At 43.1% G+C, this 22,982-nt stretch carries 21 protein-coding genes; 12 read left to right on the top strand and 9 right to left on the bottom strand.

Annotated features, from left to right (window positions below; translation table 11 throughout):
* Positions 1 to 9: 9 nt before the first annotated feature.
* From CLV25_RS08915 to CLV25_RS08900, 4 genes are all read right to left on the bottom strand, one after another.
* Complete coding sequence (locus CLV25_RS08915) at positions 10 to 3,285, bottom strand: TonB-dependent receptor (protein ID WP_165877045.1); 3,276 nt, start codon at positions 3,283 to 3,285, stop codon at positions 10 to 12.
* 116 nt (positions 3,286 to 3,401) lie between these two features.
* Positions 3,402 to 4,391 (bottom strand): FecR family protein, encoded by a 990-nt coding sequence (locus CLV25_RS08910; RefSeq protein ID WP_131839296.1) that lies wholly within the window; start codon positions 4,389 to 4,391, stop codon positions 3,402 to 3,404.
* Between the two features lie 102 nt (positions 4,392 to 4,493).
* Positions 4,494 to 5,066 carry an RNA polymerase sigma factor gene (locus tag CLV25_RS08905; RefSeq protein ID WP_243649613.1) on the bottom strand — a complete coding sequence of 191 codons (573 nt, stop codon included), beginning with the start codon at positions 5,064 to 5,066 and terminating at the stop codon, positions 4,494 to 4,496.
* A gap of 220 nt (positions 5,067 to 5,286) precedes the next feature.
* Positions 5,287 to 6,693 carry a calcineurin-like phosphoesterase C-terminal domain-containing protein gene (locus CLV25_RS08900; protein WP_165877044.1) on the bottom strand — a complete coding sequence of 469 codons (1,407 nt, stop codon included), beginning with the start codon at positions 6,691 to 6,693 and terminating at the stop codon, positions 5,287 to 5,289.
* A 302-nt stretch (positions 6,694 to 6,995) separates the two neighbouring features.
* On the opposite strand from CLV25_RS08900, the gene CLV25_RS08895 reads away from it, so the two are divergent.
* From CLV25_RS08895 to CLV25_RS08870, 6 genes are all read left to right on the top strand, one after another.
* A complete protein-coding gene (locus CLV25_RS08895; RefSeq protein WP_131839294.1) occupies positions 6,996 to 8,489 on the top strand; it encodes an IMP dehydrogenase in 1,494 nt (497 codons plus the stop codon).
* A gap of 148 nt (positions 8,490 to 8,637) precedes the next feature.
* Positions 8,638 to 9,447, top strand: coding sequence for a protein-L-isoaspartate(D-aspartate) O-methyltransferase (locus CLV25_RS08890; protein WP_207895612.1), 810 nt, complete (start codon positions 8,638 to 8,640; stop codon positions 9,445 to 9,447).
* Between the two features lie 31 nt (positions 9,448 to 9,478).
* Positions 9,479 to 10,165: a hypothetical protein gene (locus tag CLV25_RS08885; RefSeq protein ID WP_165877043.1), complete on the top strand. Its 687-nt coding sequence runs from the start codon at positions 9,479 to 9,481 to the stop codon at positions 10,163 to 10,165.
* Between the two features lie 48 nt (positions 10,166 to 10,213).
* Positions 10,214 to 11,863 (top strand): MFS transporter, encoded by a 1,650-nt coding sequence (locus CLV25_RS08880; protein WP_131839292.1) that lies wholly within the window; start codon positions 10,214 to 10,216, stop codon positions 11,861 to 11,863.
* Between the two features lie 12 nt (positions 11,864 to 11,875).
* Positions 11,876 to 12,490, top strand: a complete 615-nt coding sequence (locus tag CLV25_RS08875) for a DUF2459 domain-containing protein (protein WP_165877042.1) — start codon at positions 11,876 to 11,878, stop codon at positions 12,488 to 12,490.
* Positions 12,491 to 12,640: 150 nt separating this feature from the next.
* Positions 12,641 to 14,122, top strand: coding sequence for a B12-binding domain-containing radical SAM protein (locus CLV25_RS08870; RefSeq protein WP_131839290.1), 1,482 nt, complete (start codon positions 12,641 to 12,643; stop codon positions 14,120 to 14,122).
* Positions 14,123 to 14,176: 54 nt separating this feature from the next.
* Here the strand turns inward: CLV25_RS08870 and CLV25_RS08865 are convergent, their stop codons facing one another.
* The 4 genes from CLV25_RS08865 to CLV25_RS08850 all read right to left on the bottom strand — a co-directional run bounded on the left by CLV25_RS08865 (position 14,177) and on the right by CLV25_RS08850 (position 16,877).
* The gene (locus tag CLV25_RS08865) at positions 14,177 to 14,608 is read right to left on the bottom strand and encodes an acyl-CoA thioesterase (RefSeq protein WP_165877041.1); all 432 of its coding nucleotides are present in this window, start codon (positions 14,606 to 14,608) and stop codon (positions 14,177 to 14,179) included.
* Between the two features lie 477 nt (positions 14,609 to 15,085).
* Positions 15,086 to 15,841, bottom strand: a complete 756-nt coding sequence (gene bla, locus CLV25_RS08860) for a subclass B1 metallo-beta-lactamase (RefSeq protein WP_131839288.1) — start codon at positions 15,839 to 15,841, stop codon at positions 15,086 to 15,088.
* Positions 15,842 to 15,898: 57 nt separating this feature from the next.
* Positions 15,899 to 16,249, bottom strand: coding sequence for a DUF2200 domain-containing protein (locus tag CLV25_RS08855; protein WP_131839287.1), 351 nt, complete (start codon positions 16,247 to 16,249; stop codon positions 15,899 to 15,901).
* Positions 16,250 to 16,379: 130 nt separating this feature from the next.
* Positions 16,380 to 16,877 (bottom strand): hypothetical protein, encoded by a 498-nt coding sequence (locus tag CLV25_RS08850; RefSeq protein WP_131839286.1) that lies wholly within the window; start codon positions 16,875 to 16,877, stop codon positions 16,380 to 16,382.
* Between the two features lie 904 nt (positions 16,878 to 17,781).
* Between CLV25_RS08850 and CLV25_RS08845 the strand changes: the two genes are divergently transcribed.
* The 6 genes from CLV25_RS08845 (at position 17,782) to CLV25_RS08820 (ending at position 22,461) form a co-directional block, all read left to right on the top strand.
* Positions 17,782 to 18,906, top strand: a complete 1,125-nt coding sequence (locus CLV25_RS08845; protein ID WP_131839285.1) for a lipid II:glycine glycyltransferase FemX — start codon at positions 17,782 to 17,784, stop codon at positions 18,904 to 18,906.
* A 34-nt stretch (positions 18,907 to 18,940) separates the two neighbouring features.
* Positions 18,941 to 19,828, top strand: coding sequence for a uroporphyrinogen-III synthase (locus tag CLV25_RS08840; protein WP_131839284.1), 888 nt, complete (start codon positions 18,941 to 18,943; stop codon positions 19,826 to 19,828).
* Between the two features lie 252 nt (positions 19,829 to 20,080).
* Positions 20,081 to 20,677 carry a TetR/AcrR family transcriptional regulator gene (locus CLV25_RS08835; RefSeq protein ID WP_131839283.1) on the top strand — a complete coding sequence of 199 codons (597 nt, stop codon included), beginning with the start codon at positions 20,081 to 20,083 and terminating at the stop codon, positions 20,675 to 20,677.
* A gap of 95 nt (positions 20,678 to 20,772) precedes the next feature.
* Positions 20,773 to 21,393 carry a TetR/AcrR family transcriptional regulator gene (locus tag CLV25_RS08830; RefSeq protein ID WP_131839282.1) on the top strand — a complete coding sequence of 207 codons (621 nt, stop codon included), beginning with the start codon at positions 20,773 to 20,775 and terminating at the stop codon, positions 21,391 to 21,393.
* Between the two features lie 245 nt (positions 21,394 to 21,638).
* Complete coding sequence (locus tag CLV25_RS08825) at positions 21,639 to 21,815, top strand: histone H1 (RefSeq protein ID WP_131839281.1); 177 nt, start codon at positions 21,639 to 21,641, stop codon at positions 21,813 to 21,815.
* Between the two features lie 97 nt (positions 21,816 to 21,912).
* Positions 21,913 to 22,461, top strand: a complete 549-nt coding sequence (locus CLV25_RS08820; RefSeq protein WP_131839280.1) for a 2'-5' RNA ligase family protein — start codon at positions 21,913 to 21,915, stop codon at positions 22,459 to 22,461.
* Positions 22,462 to 22,470: 9 nt separating this feature from the next.
* Here CLV25_RS08820 and CLV25_RS08815 read toward each other — a convergent pair whose 3' ends face one another.
* Positions 22,471 to 22,959, bottom strand: a complete 489-nt coding sequence (locus CLV25_RS08815) for a flavodoxin domain-containing protein (RefSeq protein WP_131839279.1) — start codon at positions 22,957 to 22,959, stop codon at positions 22,471 to 22,473.
* Between the last annotated feature and the right edge of the window lie 23 nt (positions 22,960 to 22,982).

Below are 22,982 nucleotides of genomic sequence, written 5' to 3'. Positions count from 1 at the left end.
TTTAATAGGTTAGAATTCTGCTGTTAAACCTAGGCTAATGGTTCTAGCCATTGGATAATTTGTCCAACCAATACCCAATGCAGGTACTCCATTCGAAACTCGAGCCGAGTTAACCTCGGGGTCGTAACCCGAATAGTTTGTAATCACAAATAAGTTGTTCCCTGTTGCATACACCCTTAGCTTGCTGAAGTACTTATTGTTTTTCAGGTTAAAGGAATAGCCCAAGGTTGCACTCGAAAGGCGCAGGTACGAACCGTTTTCGATAAAACGACTAGAGTAGTCGAGCTTATTATTAAAGGCCTCTGCCGACTTAGTTGCGTCCACCGTTGTATTCCATCCGCTAGTCACCAGCGAGCGCTGATCCATTATGTTAGCTAGATTATTGTAGATATCGTTACCAAATACCCCAGTAAAGAAGATGCTAGCATCAAAACCTTTCCAAGAAACAGAAGTATTGAAGTTCATGCTAAAATCAGGCTGTGCATTTCCTATGCATTGTTCAGTTGGCTTTCCATTAGCATCGGTTTCGTATAGGCTCTTACCAGCTGCATCGAAACCAAGAAACTTGTATCCCCAGAATGTACCGATTGGATATCCGCTCTTGATAATCTGCGACGAAAATCCTGTGATACCAGGTCCACTAGGACTACCAGTTGTAATAAACGACATAGGAAGATTCTTAACCTCATTGTCAATCTTCGAGAAGTTTACGCCAGCCGACCAGTTTAAACCGTTCTTGTCGATAATCACACCGTTAAGAGCAACTTCAATACCCTTATTTACGATCTTCATATCCTCAACATTGGTCCAAACCTTTGTGGTAGGTGCTGGTGCAATAGAGTAAACTTCAAGTAGCACATCCTTTGTTGTCTTATTGAAAAGGTCTACACTACCCGAGATACGTCCGTTGAATAGAGCAAAGTCCAATCCCCAGTCAAGCTGTTCGGTCTTTTCCCACTTAATATCAGGATTTGGAGTACGAGTTAGCGTAACGCCTGGAGTTATGGTACTTCCTCCATTCAAAATTGCGCTCGAACCGCTAGAGGTTCCCAACAGTATCTGTGAAATCTTATTTGGAATCTCCTGATTACCGGTGATACCCCAACTTAGGCGCATCTTAAGATTGGTAATCTGCTTAATATCCTTAATAAATCCCTCTTCCGACATCTTCCAAGCAAAAGCAGCAGAAGGAAAATAGCCGTACTTGTTGTTCTCTCCAAATTTAGTAGAACCATCAGTACGGAAGTTAACGGTAAACAGATACTTATTATCAAGATTGTAGTTAACACGTCCAAAGAACGACTGCAGCTCGTTGATAGTTATATCGGAGTAGGTTTTAGCCTGCGTATAGTTACCAAAAGTAAGCTCATTAAGATAGTCGATACCGTCAACGCTAAAGCCATCAACCGAAATTCCGTAGCCATAGTACTTAAAGCGTTGGTACGAATGACCAGCCATCACGTTAAAGCTATGCTTTTCGGTAAAGTTAAAGTTGTAGTTAAAATAGTTCTCAATAAGATAGTTACTCTTTTCTACGTTATTAATATCAGCAGTACCCTTATTAATAAGGTAGGTTAGCTCCTTTTGCTGGGTAACCTTACGTGTTGCCTTAGCATTATCAAGCGCAACATTCATCTTATAGGTCAGACCATTCAGTATGGTATAGGTACCCGCAATGTTTGCCAAAATCCTATCAGTCTGTGTTCTATCGTTGGTAAGGTTAATCATTGCCAAAGGGTTACGCACATCCTTGCTTGGCTGATTATAGGTACCATCCGCATTGTACACAGGGAAAGTTGGATTCATTTTAAGAGCCGATAGCAACATATCGCCCTCTACACCACCGCTTTCGCCAATAGGAGCACGTTGATCGTTATTGCGAGATGCCGTTAAGCTTCCCTCGATAAGCAGTTTATCGTTAAATGTTCTTTGCGAGATATTGAAACGTCCGGTGTACTTCTCTATTCCGGTTTTCTTTATAATACCGTCCTGATCCAAGTAGCTGAGCGATGCTCTATAGCTTGTTCCTCCATTTCCGCCTCCATACGACAGGCTATGGCTTTGAACCTGTGCTGTTCTAAAGATTTCATCTTGCCAATCGGTATTTGCCTTACCGTCATTAAGAGTCATGCTATTATCAGTAATAAACTTACGATACTCATCTGCAGAAAGGACTGGATATTTGCTTGGAAGGTATGATACACCATAGTAGCCAGAATAGGAAACTTTACCCTTTCCTTCCTTTCCCTTTTTAGTGGTAACGATGATTACACCGTTTGCCCCACGCGAACCATAAATAGCAGTTGCCGAAGCATCCTTAAGCACATCTATCGACTCGATATCATCTGGATTTAGGAAGTTAAGAGGGTTCTTCTTAGCCGATTCGCCTACACCGGTAACACTTGCACCTTGAGGTTGGCTATCGGTGATATCCAAAGGCACCCCATCAACAACGTAAAGAGGATCTTGACCCGAACGAATTGAGTTCGAACCACGAACACGAACGGTTGTTCCTGCACCAGGTTCGCCACCGTTGCTGGTTACGTTAACACCTGCAACACGACCCTGGATCATTTGGGTTGGAGCAGCAATTACTCCTACGTTGAAGTCCTTCTCCTTAACCGCAGATACAGCACCGGTTACATCTCGCTTCCTAACAGCACCATAACCAACTACAACAACTTCGTTAATGCTCTTCGACTCGCTATTAAGCGTTACACTTAGGCTTTTCTTAGAGGTTACAGAAACCTCCTTTTTCTCGAAACCTACATACGAGAACACAAGTACCGGTTGCGCCGCAGAGGTGTTTAGCGTAAAGTTTCCATCGGCATCAGTAGCTGTACCAATAGTTGTACCCTTTACCTGAATGCTCACACCAATAAGCGGCATTTTATTCTCATCGACTACCTTACCGGTAATTTGGCCTTGCTGGCTAGCCCTTTCGGAGGTACTGCCAGCTTCGTTTGTCGAAAAAATAACAATCTGTCTTCCTTTTATTTCATATGAAGCAGAAGTTCCCGAAAGCAGCTTTTTAAGCACATCATTTATGCTCTCGTTCTGGAAATCGACCGACACCTTTTGATTAGGGTTGATGGCATTGTTGTTGAAGACAACCACATAGTTCGACTTCTTCTCAATTTCGCCAAAAACATCCTTCAGCGTCTTATTCTTTGCAGTTAGCGTGATCTTTGCATCCTGAAGTGTTCCTGATGCAAAAGTTGCAGGCGCACTAGCAACGAGCAAGCTCAATGCTAGGCTTACCCCAAGCAGCTTTATTTTGAACAAAGATTTAAAACTGCGATTAGTACAGTTTTTCATTCTTAATTAGATTTAGGTAATACAAAAAAGTCAAGTCTAGTTGATCAGCTAGTTTATCTTAACACGTCGTAGCCATTGGTGTTTTATGGCCTTGCCGTGATTACAATCTTGTTTTTATGCTTTACGTAGGTCATTGGCGAAGTCAACGATATCACCTTTAAGACGTTGTCCACTCCATCATTCAGGTCGAGTTTCCCGGTTAGCCTGTCGTTTCTAAACTGTTTCGGATCGTACTTAAACTCTACGCTAAACTGACGCGACACCTTGTCAAGCACGTTGGCTACAGGTTCGCTATCAAACGATAGTATTCCATCTCGCCAGCCCGTGTAGCTATAGGTATCCACCTCGGAAATGCTTGCTTTTCCTGTATGTGTGGCAAAGGCATACATCTCGTTTGGCTTAATAACTTGAACTTGTTTCCCAAACGCGTTCACCTCAACCGATCCATGTACGAGCACAACCGAATGAACTGGCTCATCGCCGTAGGCCGATACGTTAAAGGTTGTTCCGAGAACCTTTACATTCAGACTGCTCGTTTTAACCGTAAACGTGCGTCCTTGACTTTTCTGGACATGAAAGTATGCCTCGCCTTCGAGCTTTATCCATCGCTCCTTCGTGTTAAAGTTCGATGGGTAGTAGAGCTTACTCTCCGAGTTTAGCGTAACGGTCGATCCATCTGGGAGGTTAACCGTGGCTTTCTCGCCTTTAGCAACCGACACATTCATCAGTTCGGCTTGCTGGTGCTGATTAGCATTGCGCTCGGTTAGCAGATATATGGTAGATGCCAGCAAAACTGGAATGGCAATCGCCGCCGCAACCTTCATTGCTCTAATAGAAGCTCCAATAAACCGTTCTCGAGCAATTGTACGTTCAAGTTCACGCTTAATACGAGACTTGCTCGAGTACGGCATTACCTTTCCAAAGTCATGGCTATTCCACACATGCTGCAAGCTCTCGGATAAATCTTCATCCGAAACCTCCTCCGAAAACCCCTTCATTTCGTCGAACTGGGTTTTGGTAATGGTTGACGAGAAAAATTTCTCGAGCAGCGTTTTAATGCGAATGTGCTTCATAATGGAATTCTATTACTACTAATACACGGATTATTCAAAAACGTACTAGTGGGAGGGCATATTTTTTTCAATATTCCCACCTAAAAATGTTAATAGACTGTACTACAGGAATAGGACAAAGAGGAACTGAGACGATGAAAGCTTATCACGCAGCGTTTTAAGAGCCGATGAGAGCTGATTCTTTACGGTTTGCTCGCTAATATTAAGATGCTCGGCAATCTCCTTATTCGAAAGGTCATGCTCTTTGCTCAGCTCAAATATTTCGAGCTGACGCGATGGTAGCACCTCTTTGGCCACCCTTACAATTTCAATAAACTCGTCGTAGCTAATCTTTTCGTCGGTGCTATTCGATGAAAGATTGATGCTGTTGGCATGTACAACAAAATCTTCGAATTCAAGCTGGCGAATGCTGCTACGGAATAGATTCAAAATTCGGTTTTTTGCAACCGTAAACAAAAAGGCCTTAAAAGAGTAGGTAGGTTCAACCAGCTCGCGCTTTTGCCAAACGGTAAGAAAGGTATCCTGAACAATTTCTTCGGCAACTACCGAGGAGCGCGAAAGCTTAAGCGCAAAGCCGTACAGGTGATCGGCATACATATTGTAAAGCATGCCGAAATCCTGCTGCGAGCCTTGCCTAAGGCCTTCAATATACTCTTTCTCCGCCCTCTCTTTCACAATTATAACTGCTGTAGCTTCTTGGTTTTCAAAATAAACTATTATTCACTAAACCAACAACCATTTTCTTTACCGAAAGTTGGCTTAAGGAGTACAATACCAAACATTACCCTAACTACGAAAGGGGTATTAGCGATAAATAGGGCTTATCGTTCTACTCAGAATCACTAATTCTACTGAGGAACGCGGTACGTTTACATTAATTGGGTGAAGGAAGTTCCTACTCGGCCCAATAGCTATTGCCAAAACGATCTACAACCTCAACCTTTACTTTTGCAGTTGACGATCGAGGCTTAGCCTTAAAGAGGTGATCGGTTTCTAAGGGACCAAACCACTTAGGTTTTTTGTCTCCTAACTGACGGTACGCCTCTAGGGTAAAAGGATCTAATCCCGAATAGCGCTCCATCTCGCCCATACGCACATCGTCTTCGTACCAATACACCTTCCAGTCCCAATCCCATCCCCAAACATTAACGGTTATGTATTCGGGCTGCTCCGAGTTGGCACCAATTGGATAGAATCTCATTTGGTGAGATAAAGGAAAACCAATGCTTTTATAGTACCACTTCAGATTGTCCCCATTTGCCTCAAGCACCAAATACCCTTTAGGTGAACCATCCTGTGCAACCGGACCATTCCACCACGATCCGCAAACAGAAGAAACGTTATGCTCGTATATATTGCCACTAATGCTAACATTGCGCATGGTATGCGTATGCCCCGAAACAATATGCGCATTAAAAGGTTCCAAAAGGCTATACAACGCCTCCTTATTTGATAACGAAGCATTAATATTCTTACTGTCGAACTTAGCCAAATCGTTAGCATCCAACGCCGATGGAATATGCAGAACAATAATAACCGTACTACCTTTTTGCAGGTACGAAAGATCCTTCTTCAACCAGTCTTGCTGTTGAGCAGTCAAGTAACCTATGTAAAGGTGATCTCGACCTATGTAAAACACGTTGTCCAGAACAACGTAGTGAATGCTTCCCTTATTAAAAGAGTAGTATGTAGGCCCATAAGCTTTCTCGAAAGAGGCGCTGCTCCCCTCGTCAGAGCGCTTGTTGTAATCCATGTCGTGATTTCCCAACGCATGGTAAAACGGAATTCCTGCCTTTGCTGCTATTGCATTATATTCCCCGAAAAGGGTAAGGTTATCAAAAACGATATCGCCACAACCTATCCCGAAGTAAGCATACTTTAAGTTTTCATCTACAACATCCTTGAGATCGCTAACAGCATCACGAAGTTGCTCCATATCCGAAGGCTTACGCACTTGCGGATCGGCCCAAAAAACGATCCGATGTACGCTATCGCCTCTACTATCCCTATCGAGCAAAAAGTTTACTCGGTTAGCATTACGCCCTTCTATCTTCTGAAAAAATTGAGGAAGGTTTTCTCCATTCAAAGGAGCACTATACCCTGATGGGGTGCTGATGTACACAAATTTAGATAAAGGATGAACAGACAAGGAGTAATCCCCTTTTTTATCTGTTAAAGTTGTAGAAAAGCCATCTGTAACAACAACATTACGAATTCCTTTTCCATGAGAAGAAACTCTACCACAAACAGAACTCTGACAATACGATTGTAAAGAAGAAGCTACTGTAAATGCAGAAAGCATTATAGCAAAGAGCGTTTTAACCATACAGGCACGGCTATTAATTTAGCGGGTAAATGTAGCGACTTTTACTATTCGGCAGCAATCCTCAACAGCAAATGAACGACAAAAACATCATCCAAAAGCCGAGTAAAGAGACGAATCGTAGAATTTATTATTGATTAACAAGCATCTGCATTGCTTAGGCGACGTCATAAACATGCTGCACAGACGGCAAACTTTTACTATATTTACCGTCAATGCAAAAAGTAGCGGATGCGCCTTGCTGCATTCATTTATCCGGATGATCTATTAAGAAAAACCACATGGCACACATCATCAACGACATCTCGAGAACGTTTAACGAGTACCTGTTAATACCAGGACTAACAAAGAAGACGTGCAACCCCGACCAGGTAAGCCTAAAAACTCCGCTGGTTAAGTTCAATAAAGGTCAGAGTCCCGATATAGAACTAAACATCCCCTTTGTATCTGCCATTATGCAATCAGTGTCCGACAGTAAAATGGCCATTGCGCTGGCGCAAAACGGAGGGCTCTCCTTTATCTTTGGATCTCAATCAATAGAGGATCAGAGCGAGATGGTACGAAAAGTTAAGAAGTTTAAGGCCGGCTTTGTGGTAAGCGATGCCAACCTTACGCCCGAGCATACCCTTAGGGATGTTATTGAGTTAAAGGGAAAGACTGGATTTTCGACCGTTGGGATAACCAACGATGGAACATCAAATGGCGTGCTGCTAGGGCTTGTTACCAGTAGAGACTACCGTCCAAACAAGGACCCTATGGATAAGAAGATAAAGGAGTTTATGACACCATTCTCAAAGCTGGTTACCGGAAAACTTGGAGTATCGCTCAACGAGGCCAACGACATAATCTGGGATCATAAGCTTAACACTCTTCCAATTATTGACGAGAACCAAAAGCTTCGCTTCTTCGTGTTCAGGAAAGACTACGATAACCACAATGAAAACCCCAACGAACTGCTCGACTCGCACAAGAGGCTAATTGTAGGGGCCGGAATCAATACCAGAGACTACAAGGAACGAATACCTGCTCTTGTTGAGGCTGGCGTTGATGTTCTGTGCATCGATTCGTCGGATGGTTTTTCGGAGTGGCAGAAGGAAACGATAAAGTTTGTTCGCGAGAAGTATGGCGAAAAGGTAAAGATTGGAGCCGGAAACGTTGTAGACAAGGATGGGTTCCTTTACCTTGCGGAGGCAGGTGCCGATTTTGTAAAGATAGGTATCGGAGGAGGCTCGATATGCATAACCCGCGAGCAAAAAGGTATCGGACGCGGACAGGCAACTGCCGTAATTGAGGTAGCCGAAGCACGAGATGAGTACTTTAAGAAGACTGGTGTTTACGTTCCTATATGCTCCGATGGCGGAATTGTACAAGACTACCACATGGTTCTTGCACTAGCTATGGGGGCTGACTTTATAATGATGGGTAGATACTTTGCCCGCTTCGACGAAAGCCCTACCAAGAAGATTATCATCAACGGTAACTACGTAAAAGAGTACTGGGGCGAAGGATCAAACCGCGCCCGCAACTGGCAACGATACGACATGGGAGGAAGTAGCCTGCTAAAGTTCGAAGAGGGCGTAGACAGTTATGTGCCCTACGCTGGCAAGCTAAAGGATAACCTAGATATAACCTTGGGCAAGATTAAATCGACAATGTGCAGCTGTGGCACCACAACGATTCCCGACCTCAAGGAAAATGCCAAGATAACGCTAGTATCATCAACCAGCATCATTGAGGGTGGTGCGCATGATGTTATCCTAAAAGAAACCAAGTAGCAGCATTTATACCGTTATACGAATCTAGCATGGGTGCCAAATATCGTTTGGCACCCATTTTTATTCCTCATATCAGCAATCCAATTGCCTTTACCTTTGATTCGTCGTAACTTGTGAGTGTTGGGGTGTTTCATTAAAAGACATGACGATGAAGCAAACTTACACATGGACAAGTACTATTCACGCGTTCGGAATAGGGGCTGCTTGCGGCTTACATCACGTTGCCAGCTACCGAACGAGAATCATCTTTACGTGCTCTAAGGCATCACTACTATCCGTTATACTACTTTTACTACTATCCTCTCCTGCAAGGGGACAGAACTACATTCGCATGCGAGAAAATATGGTTCAATTCCAAATACAGGCAAGAGGAATCACCCACCAACCTACACTTGAGGCAATGAGAGAGATTCCTCGTCACCTCTTTGTACCTGACGACTACACTGCTACGGCCTACGATGATGGGCCTTTACCTATTGGCTACGGACAAACCATATCGCAGCCCTACATTGTTGCCTTTATGACGGAAATTATAAAGCCTAAAGCAACGGATAAGGTTCTCGAAATAGGAACAGGATCAGGCTATCAGGCTGCAGTTCTTTCTAAAATAGTAAAGGAGGTTTATACCATAGAAATTGTGGCAGAGCTAGGAAACGCTGCAAAAAAGCGGCTGGTAAATTTAGGATATTCCAACGTAACGGTACGTATAGCCGATGGCTTTAACGGGTGGAAAGAGCGTGCTCCTTTTGACGCCATCATTGTTACCGCAGCGGCAGAATTTATCCCACCTCCGCTGATAGAGCAGCTTAAGGATGGCGGTAGAATGATCATTCCCATAGGATCACCATTTACTCTTCAGTATCTTGTTCTGGTAAAGAAGAAGGGAAACAAGGTTACCACGCAAAACGTGCTTCCGGTAACCTTTGTCCCCTTTACACGGAGTGGGAAACAGCCATAACCCGAAACTCTGTTATTCTCACATAATAGGCATGCTAAGTAAAAGGTTATATGTAGCAATAGGCATGCTATCAGCTGCCATAATAGCATTTCAGCTTACGCTAATGCAGTACCTATCGTTTGTGCAGTGGGGCCACTTTGCCTACATGGTAATATCGGTAGCACTGCTGGGGTTCGGAGCGAGCGGAACCATGCTATCACTATTCCGAACCCTATTCGTAAGGCGCTACACAACCCTCCTTCCCATTCTCTTTGCCCTTTGCTCAGTATTTATGACTACGGAGTTAATGCTCACCCAAAGCATAACACCGAGGTTCAACCCTTTTATGGTTATTAGCGGCACTCGTGAGATTGGTGCACTAATGCTGATGTACCTTCTCTACATCCTTCCATTCTTCTTTGGAGGAGCCGCAATCGGGTTGGTGTACACCAAGCATTCTTCGCACATAGGAGGTCTTTACTTTGCCGATTTGAGCGGTGCCGCCATAGGTGGCATCCTCTTATCCATTCTCCTATGGATGCTCCCACCTTGGCAGCTAAGTCCCCTGCTATCGCTGCTACCGTTAGCTGGAGCATTTCTCGTAATCGACTATCATAATAGAAGAAAAACCGTTGTACTTCTTATGGCCTGCACCGTACTGTCGGGATACCTCATCGTTAACAAACAGAGCCCTGCTATATCGGAGTATAAGAGCCTTAGCAAGGCGATGTCCATGTAAGGGTCGACGATTATTCTTACAAGAAATAGCCCATACGGGCAGCTGCATGTGGTATCGTCGGAAGTGATTCGCCATGCGCCCGGGCTGAGCCTTTGCGCAACCCAGCAGCCTCCTAAGGCAATGATGCTCTTTAACAACGGGAACTGGTTTGGCGCTATTCCGCTGGATAATGCAAGCGAAAGAACCCTGCTTTACGACTATACCCTCTACTCGCTTCCATTTTCAATTGGCACCCCTGATAAAGTTCTACTGCTAGATGCCGGAAGTGCACCTTTTGCCCCATACTGCTTAACCAAAGGAGCAAAAGACCTAACGCTGGTGGAACCGAATGCTTTAGCAACAGAAGTGCTAAAAGGAGAACTGGCTAGTGTGCACGACTCGCTGCTGTACGACCCACGGATAACCATAAAGCAGAACAGCTCGCGCAGCTATCTGCTATCGGATACTACAACATACAACCTTATCGTATTTCCCAACGTGGGTAGCATCGACGGGATGTCCGGAATGTTAGCCGCCAACGAGCAGCCGCTTTTGACGATTGAGGGCGTAAAAGATGGATGGAACCGCTTGAGCAAAGACGGTTATCTGATGTCTGCGGCTTGGCTCGACTACCCTCCTCGCGTAATGCTAAAACTGCTTACAACCATTAAAACGATCCTGGTTCAAGAAGGAATTTCAATGCCGGAGCAGCATGTTGCAGTAGCACGATCGTGGAGCAACGCGGTGCTACTGGTAAAGAGATCGCCACTATTGGCTGCTGAAATTGATAGCATACAGCTGTTTTGCAAGGAACGCTGCTTCGATCCAATTCTGCCAAAGAGCATTCGCCCAAAAGAAGGGGATTCATTCAATGTGCTAAAGGATAACATGCTCGAATCCTTTTGCGATTCGATTATTTACGGCGATCCCCAACAATTTCAAAATAGATATCTGCTCAACGTAAGCCCATCAACCGACAACCAGCCCTACTTCTACCGCTTCTTCAAGCCAACACGCTATAACGAACTAAGAGAGCAAATGAGCCTTGAGGCACTTATACGAATAGAGCCCGGATACTTCTTTGTCTTTATAACATTAGCACAAATTTTTGCAGCAGCGCTTATCCTAACCATTGTTCCCCTACTCTTTTTGAAGGTAAAAACAAAAGGCATTTGGCTTACACTACTCTACTTTAGCGGGCTAGGCATTGGATTTATGTTCATGGAAATCGTGCTTATCCAGCAGTTAACTCTGTACCTAGGTCAGCCTATTTATGCAGCAGCAGCGGTAATAAGCCTTTTGCTGCTCTTCTCGGGCATCGGGAGCATTACCACCGAACGCTTTACAGCAGACAGGAGCACAATGCTAAAGGTATTTACCATTATTATTCTATCGATTCTTGCCTATTCAATTGGAGTAGAACTTCTACTAAGGAGCACAATATCGCTTCCGATGGCAGGAAAACTTGCCCTAACCATTGCGCTGATAGGGATGCCGGCACTGGCAATGGGGATGGCTTTTCCACTAGGCATTAAACTACTATCAGAGCACAACCGGCAGCTGGTGCCATGGGCTTGGGGTGTCAACAGCTGCGCCTCGGTGGTAAGTACCGTAATGGCTACGGGAGTTGCCCTCCATGCCGGATTTCAAGTAGTCATGATGGTTGCTGCCGGAGCGTATACGCTTTCGCTGGTTGCCGTAGCGCTTTGGAGGAAATAAGCCATGATCGTAATGAACCTTACCATAGGATTGCTACTCTACCTTATAAGCAGCCAAAAAGTAAGCGGTCTGTCGGATTCGGTTGATGTATTCGTTATTCAGCAGGAGTACCATACGGGAATATCTCTTAGGACGGCTGACGTTAACCTCGGTGCTTGGCCCGAGTGTGCCGAGTTTAAGAAGCATGCCTGGGTGGATGTTGGGTGGGGAGATAGAAGGTTTTACCAATCGCCCGACTACAACCCGCTACTTGCGCTAAAGGCAATTGCCATACCTAATCCCTCGGTGATGCGGATCGAGGGTTATACGCAACATCCGAGCATCTATCTAAAAGGCTGCCCTACCTTAAAGATACGTCTAAGCCGTAAACAAATGGATAGGCTTTGTACCGTATTCCACAAAACGTACGTTTGCAGTTCCGATGGTACACCAAAGGAAGTTAACAGCAGCTATGGTTACAAGTTCTATAATGCCAAAGGAAGCTACCACCTAATGAACACCTGCAATACGTGGGTGGCAAGGGCATTCAAAAAAGCAGGATTAGACGTACCCGTGTTCGGAATAGTTGTGGCAAAGCAGCTGTTTAAAGCACTTGAACCATATAGTGAAAAGCCCGAGGCCGTTTAGAAGAATAGGCTGTGTAAGATAATATCTGTAATGCAACCATGCCGACCTCCACTAATTACCAATAATTACCACATATTAGTTGACACCCCCTTTACCCGAAAATCAATCGGGTTGTACATTTACACTGCTACAACACTCATATTAAGGATTATGAACATTTTAATGATTTACCCAAAATATCCAGACACCTACTGGAGCCTAAAGCATGCGCTCCGCTTTATCTCCAAGAAGGCTGCATTTCCTCCACTGGGATTGCTTACCGTATCGGCAATGCTCCCCGCCGAATGGAATAGGAAGCTGGTGGACATGAACGTTACGCCGCTCGATTCAGAGGATATCCGCTGGGCCAACTACGTTTTCGTCAGTGCCATGATTACACAAAAAGATTCCGTAGCGAAGGTGATTAACGAGTGTATAAAGCACCAAACGAAGATTATTGCAGGTGGACCGTTATTTACTCAGGATTACACGAGCTATCCTCAAGTAGATCATTTCATCCTTAATGAGGCAGAGTTAACGCTCCCTCTTTTCCTAAAAGACATTCAGGAAGGATTATCACCAAAGAAGGTTTACAGCACCAGCGAATATGCCAACATGGCCGAAACGCCGATCCCCGACTACCAGCTGCTATCGATGAAGGACTATATAACCATGAGCATTCAGGTATCGCGAGGATGCCCGTTTGCCTGCGACTTCTGCGAGATAACTTCGCTACTGGGCCATAAGGTTAGGATGAAGCCTACCTACCAGGTTATCGCCGAACTCGATCAGCTGTACCGGCTAGACTGGCGTGGCTTTGTGCTTATTGTAGATGATAACTTCATCGGAAACAAGCACGAGGTCAAGCATAACCTGCTTCCTGCAATGAAAGCGTGGATGCAGCAGCATGGCTATCCGTTTACCTTTAGCATTCAAGTATCAATTAACCTTGCCGACGACGATGAACTGCTGTCGCTTATGCGCGAGACAGGATTCACCTATACCTTCATCGGCATTGAAACACCCGAAGAGAAAGCGTTGAAGGATTGCAACAAAATCCAGAATAATAACAGGGACCTGCTTCAATGCGTAGCGAAAATACAAAAGGCAGGAATCGAAGTCTCTGCAGGATTTATCGTTGGATTCGATAGCGATACCCCATCCATATTTCAACGACAGATCGACTTTATTCAGAAGAGCGGAATAGTATCTGCAATGGTGGGGCTACTGACAGCCCCCAAGAACACGAAGCTGTACAATAGGCTTCTATCTGAAAACAGGCTCATCAACGAGCGCCCGGGTAACAACACCGACTTTACCACCAACTTTATCCCCAAGATGAGCTACAACGAACTTATCGAGGGATACCGAACAATTGTAACAAGCATCTACTCGGCAAAGCCCTACTACAAAAGAGTTCGGCAGTACCTGCTGGGCTTCAAACATACAAATCTTCGAAAGGAGAAACTTAAGCTGGCAAACCTAGCGGCTTTTGCAAAGTCGATATTCATCATCGGGATTATGACAAAGGGTCGAACTGAGTTCTGGAAATTCTTATTCTGGACCCTTGCCCGACGTCCTAAACTGTTTACCGATGCCATGACCTTTGTCGTTTATGGCTACCACTACCGTAAGGTATACGGCATAAACTGATGGACATGGAATAGCTGCGACTTGGTGCTACAGAGACCTTCAGGATGTCAACCTCTACTTAATAGTAGCATCCTTGTCGTAGGCGGCAATTTTCAGCTTCCAGCTTTCGGGTATTGGCATGCTAATCTTATCTTTAATGTTGTAGCACACCAAAACAACCGAACAGGTCGATAGCACCTCGCCGGTTTCCTCCTCTACCAGTTGATGCCCCATGGTAAGACTCTTATTCCCTACGTGTGTAACATGCGTTTCAACAAGAATTTTTGTTCGCATGTAAATAGGCTTTAAGTAGTCTATTTTGATTGATGCCCCAACTAGTCCTATTGTAACGAAGTCGATCTCGGGCAGTACCTCGTCGAAGTAGTGCACCTTTCCGGCATCGTAGTAATTTTGGTAAACGGTATTCGAGACATGCCCCAGCATATCAACATCGCTAAACCTTACCTGAATTGGTATTATACTTCTAAAAGATGCGTTACTTTCCATTAAGTTGCTCATTTGAACAGCTAATATAGCACTAGTTACATTTATCGCTTTTCAATTTAAAGTTCGTTATGCCAATTACCATTCCACGGCATAAACATTGATGTCAAATATGCAGAAACCTGGATAGTTTCACCTTAAACTACGATAGAAATAATAATTCTACGCCGAGAGAACACTATTCTAGCCCAATATTACCTAAAGTAGAAATTATTATGGTTATTCTTGTTTGGCAAAGGCTCCTGCTCATAGCCGTCAAATTAAGGCTAATTTCAATAGTAGAAATGTATAATAGTAGCAGCCTATCCCTTTTTTGGCAAGGTATAAGCAACTTCAATCAAGGCTAATGCTTAATAGCTATCTCTTTCTTTCAATTAGCGATTTCGTAACATATTGCAGCTTTGCTTGACTGCTATAGGATGGAGACTCTAATGAACAGAGATCGAACAAGAAGCTCCAACCCAAATTCGTCATGCTGCATCAACGTTTTGAGGCACGACCACTATTGGCAAGTTCGTAGGTATGCTTTAGTAGTTCAATACCTCCCCATGCTCCATGACCTGGAACAACAAGCTTTGCATTCGGGAATTTATCCATCACCCTCCTAATCGTTATAGGGTAAGACGTTACATCGCCATCCTCGGTATTCCCCAAATTGATATTGCTTATGCCTTTTACCATACAGCCGGCAAAAAGAATTTGCTCCGTTGGCATCCAAACAACAATATTGTCTAACGAGTGAGCAGCCCCAAGGTAGTAGCAACAAATAGGCTTTCCTCCAAAATTTAGCAATAGAGAATCCCTAAAGCCATGTGCAGGAACAGGCAAATCCTGAGCCTTTGCGATATCGATAGTCATTTGGCATGCATACGACTCTATACCACTAGTCTTTATACAGTTCAAACCTCCCATACAGTCGGAATGCCAATGGTTAGGCACAAATCCAACCACACGTAGTTTCAACGAATCCTTTAAGTACGACACCAACTCTTTTGTAGCCGCATCGGTTGTAGGCGTGTCAAAGAGAAAGGCCTCTCTCCCGCTTGCAAGCACCATACCGTTAGAGGCAACACGCCCAAAGCGCCCCATATCGGCATAAGATATATGCACATAGGCATTATCCGAAAGCTTAACCAGCTCGATATCCTTCGAAACATGAACTCTCTTAATGACAGTCTGCGATAATCCACTAAGATGAATTAGGCAAGCCATAAGAAAAAATAGTATGCTTTTCATCTGCAAAGCTTATATAGGTTTATCAGCAACAATCTTTATCCAGATCGGATTTCTCCCCTACTCCCTTAATATCTTCTCCATTGCCTTTCCTTTTGCCAGCTCATCAACCAGCTTGTCTAAATAGCGAATCTTTTGCATCAGTTTGTCGTCGATCTCCTCCACACGATACCCACAGATTACTCCTGTAATTTTCGAAACATTGAGATTAATTTGAGGTGCTTCGGCAAAAAAAGTCTCAAAATCAACGTTCTTGTCCACTTGCTCTTGCAACGCTTGCGCAGTATATCCGGTTAACCAAAAGATAACGGTATCTACTTCTTCTTTGGTGCGCCCCTTTTTCTCTGCTTTTTGTATATACAATGGATAGATACTCGAAAAAGGAGTTGCAAATATTCTTACTTTTTCCATTTTTGCTGGGACTATTTATTATTAACTAGTTCGTTACTCAATCAGCCTACACTGCGGCTACTGCGGAGTAGCAATCTACCGCCTACTACTTTACCCGCTTGTTGACTATACAGTGTCAAGCATTGTCCAACTATAATATTCCTTCTGTTTTCAACCCTGCGGTTTCAATAATTAGTTTACAAACTTTAAGATACTCAGTTAATCCCCTTTTTTCAGTATCATAATCGGGTGTCCAAAAGTTGTATTCCTTCCTTTGGTTATCATATTCAAACATTATTGAACATTCAGTTCCATCAAAACCTCTATCTGTTGATTTTGAGAAATCGCTATTTATAAGGTTTGTAAGGTCTCTACTTATTTTATTAAATATTTTAATTTCAATTGTAAACGAAGTGTCAATTCGAGTATTCTCCCAGCCTTGCTCCCCTTGCATTGGTTCTGAATGTAAATGGAGTACATGTTCAGAATTTGATTTCTTAATCTCTACAGTTACTTTATTATTGGGGATTCTCTTTGAATGAATCAGTTCAAACTTAACATTGTCAATATTATACTCTTTTTTATCGCACATAGTAAGAGTTATCAATGTAAGTAATACTCCCATTATTAACCCAATTCTTCTTTTCATTATTAATGAACATTTTTATCTTTTTGCATTCTATATTACTAGTTTATAAGCGCAACTTCTGTTACTCTTATACGCCTATCAAAGAAAACTAATTTATATATACCATCAAAGGAGATGTTTGCCTGTGCCGTAGGAGCAGAAATAATGTAGCACACGTAAATGCGGATTTCCTTACAAGTTCTTCTTCAAAAGTTGAAAACTGATGGAACAGCCTTTCGTATAACGTTTTATTCTTTTCAATTATAGCATCAGCTATTTCGAGAAAAGCTTACGGAGCTTCGATAATACCACTAGAACCACCAAACGGCAAGCAACCCAACCTCGAAGTTCAGCCTTCCTCCATAAACACGGTGACCTTGGCCACACCATCTCCGTTGTGGGTTCCGTTCGAAGCGGACGAAGCAACCACAACACTCGTAAAAGCGTAAAGTGCCAATGCGAGAGCAAGCCTTTATTGTGGATAAACGCCCCACACCGAAGTCTGCGAGTTAAGCCACGACAGCCTTTCTTTGTTTCGTTTCTTTGTGCCCAAAGAAATGAAAAGACTGTATTTTACTTGTTGGACTACCATTTTGTGGTTGTTTAAGACCTCAGCGATTTTCGCCTACGCTGTGTGGCCAAGGCCACTGTTATCTACGGATAGAGTCTCGCCACCTTTGTTCTACATACTAGGCCGAATCGGACTTTTCGCCTGAAGTGCAGCTATGGTCTTACAGCGTATATCCTTTTTTATCCCTTGTTTGAATGTTAAGAAAAAACAGGACGGCTTACAATCCTGTCCAATTCGAATATGAAGTATTTTAATGCAAAATCCCTAATATTTTGGGATGCTATGGAATATGGAGATGGGTTTGCTTACGAGGGAAATTAGGCCTATGTTTGGCTTGAAACTAAATGCAGAGAGATGCTAACAGACATACACAGCAAAGAAACGGACCAACTATTTAAAACCTCAATTGTCCAGCAAACAGCATTCTGGTCGGTTGTAAAAACGATGCTAGGAGTTGAAACTATTGCTCTTAACTTTAAGATTAACCGTTTGAACCTTAACAACATTGCAGTTGAGGAGCGTATTGTTGAGTCCGATCTTTTGGTGATTGTTCAGCATCTCGATAGAAATCACTCCATTGCCTATGTGCCTTACGGCCCAGAGTTAGAACCCCAAGAGGATCTTCAAGGACAATTTCTGGAGGAACTCTCGGAGTGCCTCCGCACCTATATCCCGTCCAACTGTATAATGATTAGGTACGATCTATGCTGGGAGTCGTACTGGGCAAAAGACACCAGCTACTTCGACGAAAACGGACATTGGGCTGGGCCACCGGAAAACCCCATTCAAGAGTTGCGCTTCAACATGAATACGGTAGGATGGAAATTCAAGAAATCGTTCTCCAACATTCTACCATCTAACACCATATACCTCGATCTTAAAAACGATCTAACTACAATGCTGGAGCAAATGAAACCCAAAACGAGGTATAACATTGGGCTATCGGAACGAAAAGGGGTATCGGTGAGATCGGTAGGTATAGAACACATCAACATATGGTATCAGCTATACCAGGAAACTGCAGCACGAAATGGCATCTACCTTCACGATATAGAGTACTTTAAGGCGGTGCTATCGGCCAAAACCAACAATATGCAATCGCCAGCAGATGTTATCCTGCTTATTGCCGAAGCAGAAGGTGCACCTCTTGCCGCAATGTTTCTTGTGATAACGGGTAGCAGAGGCTCATACCTCTACGGAGCGTCGTCTTCGACAGGTCGAAACGCAATGGCCACCTACGCCCTACAGTGGAGCGCAATAAATATTGCCCGTGAACGTGGATGTACCGAGTACGATATGTTTGGGGTGGCGCCAAGACCTGAGCCATCTCACCCTCTCTACGGATTATACCGCTTTAAAACCGGATTTGGAGGGGAAATCTACCACAGCCTTGGATGCTGGGACTATCCGCTCGATTCGCAAAAGTACGCCTACTACTCATCGCTTGAACTTAAGGAGCAAGGCTACCATATGAACTAGCCCCCCCATCAAGAACCTTTTATACGGCTAAACAATGAAAAACATAGCAGTATCGGTACTCACATTGCTACTATCAACCCTATCGAGCGTCTGTGACGCACAAGCCATTCCAAACAAACACCTAAAGGAATGCTCGCTGAAAGGGAGAACAATACTAGTCACAGCACCTGAGAATTATTCAGTAAGGCTCTGTGATGCCATAAAGAAAAAGGGAGGAAAGCCTATCCCCCTATCGACCATCGAAACCACAATAAATCCTGACGACTCGGCCATCTTAGAGGTGCTACAAAATCAGAATAAGTATGGGTGGGTTGCGCTATCGAGCAGAAAAGCTATCGATGCCTTTTGCGGATGTGCTATTAAGCATCGGTATAGTATAGATAGCCTAAAAGTGTGTACCATGGGCAAAGACACGGAATACATGCAGCAGCAATATCGCGTAAAGGCAGCAATTACGCCTAAAGAACCAAGCCCCGAAGGCATTGTAAAAGCGCTTGCCACCATACCCGGCACTAATGGGCAAACAATTGCCGTTGTAGCGCCTAATATCGAGAACCTGACAGAACCCGATGTTATTCCCAACTTTTTAAGCAGGCTAAAGGACATAGGTATGGAGCCTGTAAAAATTGAAGGTTACATTACAAGACCAACAACGGCTCATAGCAAGAAGGAAATAGAAGCATTGTTTCATAAAAGAAGGATTGACGCTATTATCTTCTCCAGCGCAACCGAAGCCGAAGGACTAGCAAAGCTTGTAGGAGGAAATGATCAACTAAACACCGTTATGGTAGCATGTTTTGGCCCATATACGGCTGCAAATGTTAAGAAAATGGGCGTAAAAGTCGCATTTGTAGGAACAAACTACAGCTCTTTTGAGGCTTTTGTTGATGAACTCTGCACCTTCATAAACCATCAAAACTAAGGGTCGCCTTTAGAAGCCTCAAACACTGCCAATATGCATGTATCGAGAGCCTGAACGAACAACTCCAAATTCATTAACTACAAACTTGTACCGAGTATGCTTTACCCCCACACAATACGGGTATTGACTTAGGGAGGTGAGCCATTTAGCAAGCGTACTTTAACACACCTTTGATAAAAACAAGGAAGTGTTCAAATTCAGCAGTAAAAAAACATTATACTTTTACATACCGATCGTTCAGTATTATTTTTCATGAGTGAAACTAAAGAGCATATAATAGATAAAAGCTACGAGCTATTCCTTTCACATAGCTACGAGGCTGTTTCTATCAGCGATATCAGCAAGGCAATTGGCATGACCAAGGGTGCACTCTATCACCATTTTTTGAATAAAGAAGAACTCTTTAAGGCAGTTGTAGATAAGCACCTTATACTACCCACGGTTGCATGCAATTTAGACCAGGTATCCCTCAAGGAACTTTTTGACTACAACATAAGATGTATACGAGAGCTACTAGATAGCTACCTATCGTATAGCAACCTATTTACTCCGTTAAACTTTGTCTCACTATTTGGAGATGCATCGCGCCATTACAAAGGATTTATCGAAAAAACGGAACGATATGTAAAGGATGAGGAAAAAAAGATAGTTACGGTACTCGAGAACGCTATAAAACGAGGGGAAATACGAAGCGACATCAATGTTGCCATTACAGCTTACACAATTATATCACTATATGTGGGCCTTGTTGGCAACCTTATTGTAAACTCGCAGGATGTCGACAAGTCGTTCTCACTTCTTCGAAGTCAAATTCTAGAATTCTATAAGATGCTTAAAAAAAGTACCTAAAGCTTAAACCGAAAAACAACCGTCCCAAGAGATTTACCACGAGTTTAAAGTCTAGTACCAGTAGTTACAACCGAACATTAAACGATTTTATTTTTATGAAATCAAAAAGACTTTACTACACAGACAAAATTGCAGAGGTTTTCCACAAGCAGAAAACCGCAAACGTTAAGGTTGAAGAGATAGCACAAGAAATAGGGATAACGAAAAAGACACTTTACAACTACTTCGAAAGCAAAAAGGAAATGATCGAAAGCGTTGTAGACTATATCTCTAGAAGAAAGATGCAAGAAATAAAACAAGGACTAGGAGAACAAACATCTCCTATAGATGCACTTGTATATATTGCCAAAACAATGTTCAGCACATCGAAAGCTCTATGCAACTTCGACGAGCCACAAGTTAACTATGCAAATTCGCCTGTTATTAAAAACATCTTCAAGGAAAGGCGCAACGAACTCCTTGATATTGTGAACTTCCATTTCAACAAGGGGGTATACCTTGGCTTCTTCGAAGCAGACCTAGATGTAGAACTTGCCAGCCGATACTACATCTTTCAACTCGAAAACCTATTCGCACGAAAAGAGACCATCTCAGAAATGATGATAAGCGACCAACGGCTTCTGCAAGTTTTGTACTACTATATGAAGGGTAATTGCACCCCAAAAGGATTAGAGCACTTGAGAGAATCGTTCGACATACGGGTAACGGCAAGTTAAAACAGCCACTAATACTAAGCTTAGGTTATGAGTTTTTTGTAGACTTTATACCCCAAAATGTAGAAAAACCAAAAAAAAGTGCTGTTTATCCAATAAAAAAGTCGAAAACTCAGTGATAATGCAGCCTCTGGCCTATTGCGCAATTATATTTTTTGTATATTAGCTTTTGTAAACACCAAATGGCAACTCGACATTTGATGAATACGAAGTAAACTTCATTACTAATCCAACTATTATTTATTGCCATGCAAGAATTACTTAACCAAATCAAGGAGCAAATTGCACTTTACTCTGAAAACGCAGAGGCTTATTCTACTAAGAACAGCAAGGCTGCAGGTGCTCGCGCAAGAAAAGCTACTTTAGAGCTTACTAAACTTTTCAAGGAGTTCAGAAAGCTTTCGATCGAAGATTCGAAGAAGTAAGGAGCTTACAGGAAATACGAAGACCATTCTTAAAGCAAGAATGGTCTTTTTTTATACCCTATAATAATGTATTTTACACGTACATTTAAAAGGAAACATGAACGAAAAAAAGCTCTACTTTATTGCCATTATTCCTAATCTGGAGCTAAGAGATAAAATTCAGAAAATTAAGGAAGAGGTAAGCATGCGCTATAAAGCCAAGCATGCGCTAAAATTGCCGCCTCATATAACCCTCCAAATGCCTTTTAAAAAGGACGAAAGCATAGAGCGAGCACTGGTTCAAGAGTTAGCCCAATTTGCAGCAGAACAGCCCCCCTTTAACGTTGATCTTTTGGGATTCGGCTGCTTCGCACCCCGTGTTTTATACATAAAAGTTGTAAACCACGCCCCCATTACCGAACTTCAGGCAAAGCTCGAAAAAACACTCGAAGAAAAGGTGAATTTCGACCCCAAGGAGATAACAAAAGAAGTACATCCACACGTCACACTTGCTACACGCGATTTAACATCACATAAGTTCCATTTGGCGTGGGATAAATATAAAGAGCAGGCATTTAACAATACTTTTACGGTTAATAGCATTTTCCTACTAAAGCATAATGGGAAATGCTGGGATATCTACCGGGAGTTTTGCTTTAATGCATAACAGTAGCTGCTACTCCATCACTGCTTTAGCAAGTGCTTCAATCTTTTCATCGTCAAGTTTCGAGATGGAAGAGTTTACTCCTGATATCTTTCTAACCAAGAAGCGTTCAATAAAATTCATCTTCTCGAAAAGGAATTCTCCACCAACCACACTTGCCGCTACGGCATGGTTCCGAAGTGCTTCAGGATAAGCATTACGCAACTCTATATCATACTCTTTATGGTTCATCGCACATAGGTATAGAACTACCTTTTTCTGAAGCAAAGTCTCCATGTAGCGAGTGCAGAATTCGGCCACCTTGGGTTGTACCTTCCCTGCATAGATCGATCCCCCAATAACAATGCAATCAAACGACGCTAGGTTGGGCTGCTTAACCTCCTTTAAATTGATTAGCGTAGCATTCATACTCAGAAACTGTGCTACTTGCTTGGCAACCTTTTCGGTAGTTCCATGCTTCGATGAGTAGATTACCGCAACGTTCTTGGCATTTTGTTCCATATCGCTAATTTTTTATGAAAGTA

This window comes from Acetobacteroides hydrogenigenes, from assembly GCF_004340205.1.
Taxonomy (GTDB): Bacteria; Bacteroidota; Bacteroidia; order Bacteroidales; family ZOR0009; genus Acetobacteroides; species Acetobacteroides hydrogenigenes.
The sequence above is the reverse complement of the archived record's forward strand: the minus strand, read 5'-3'. Positions and strand labels throughout refer to the sequence as shown.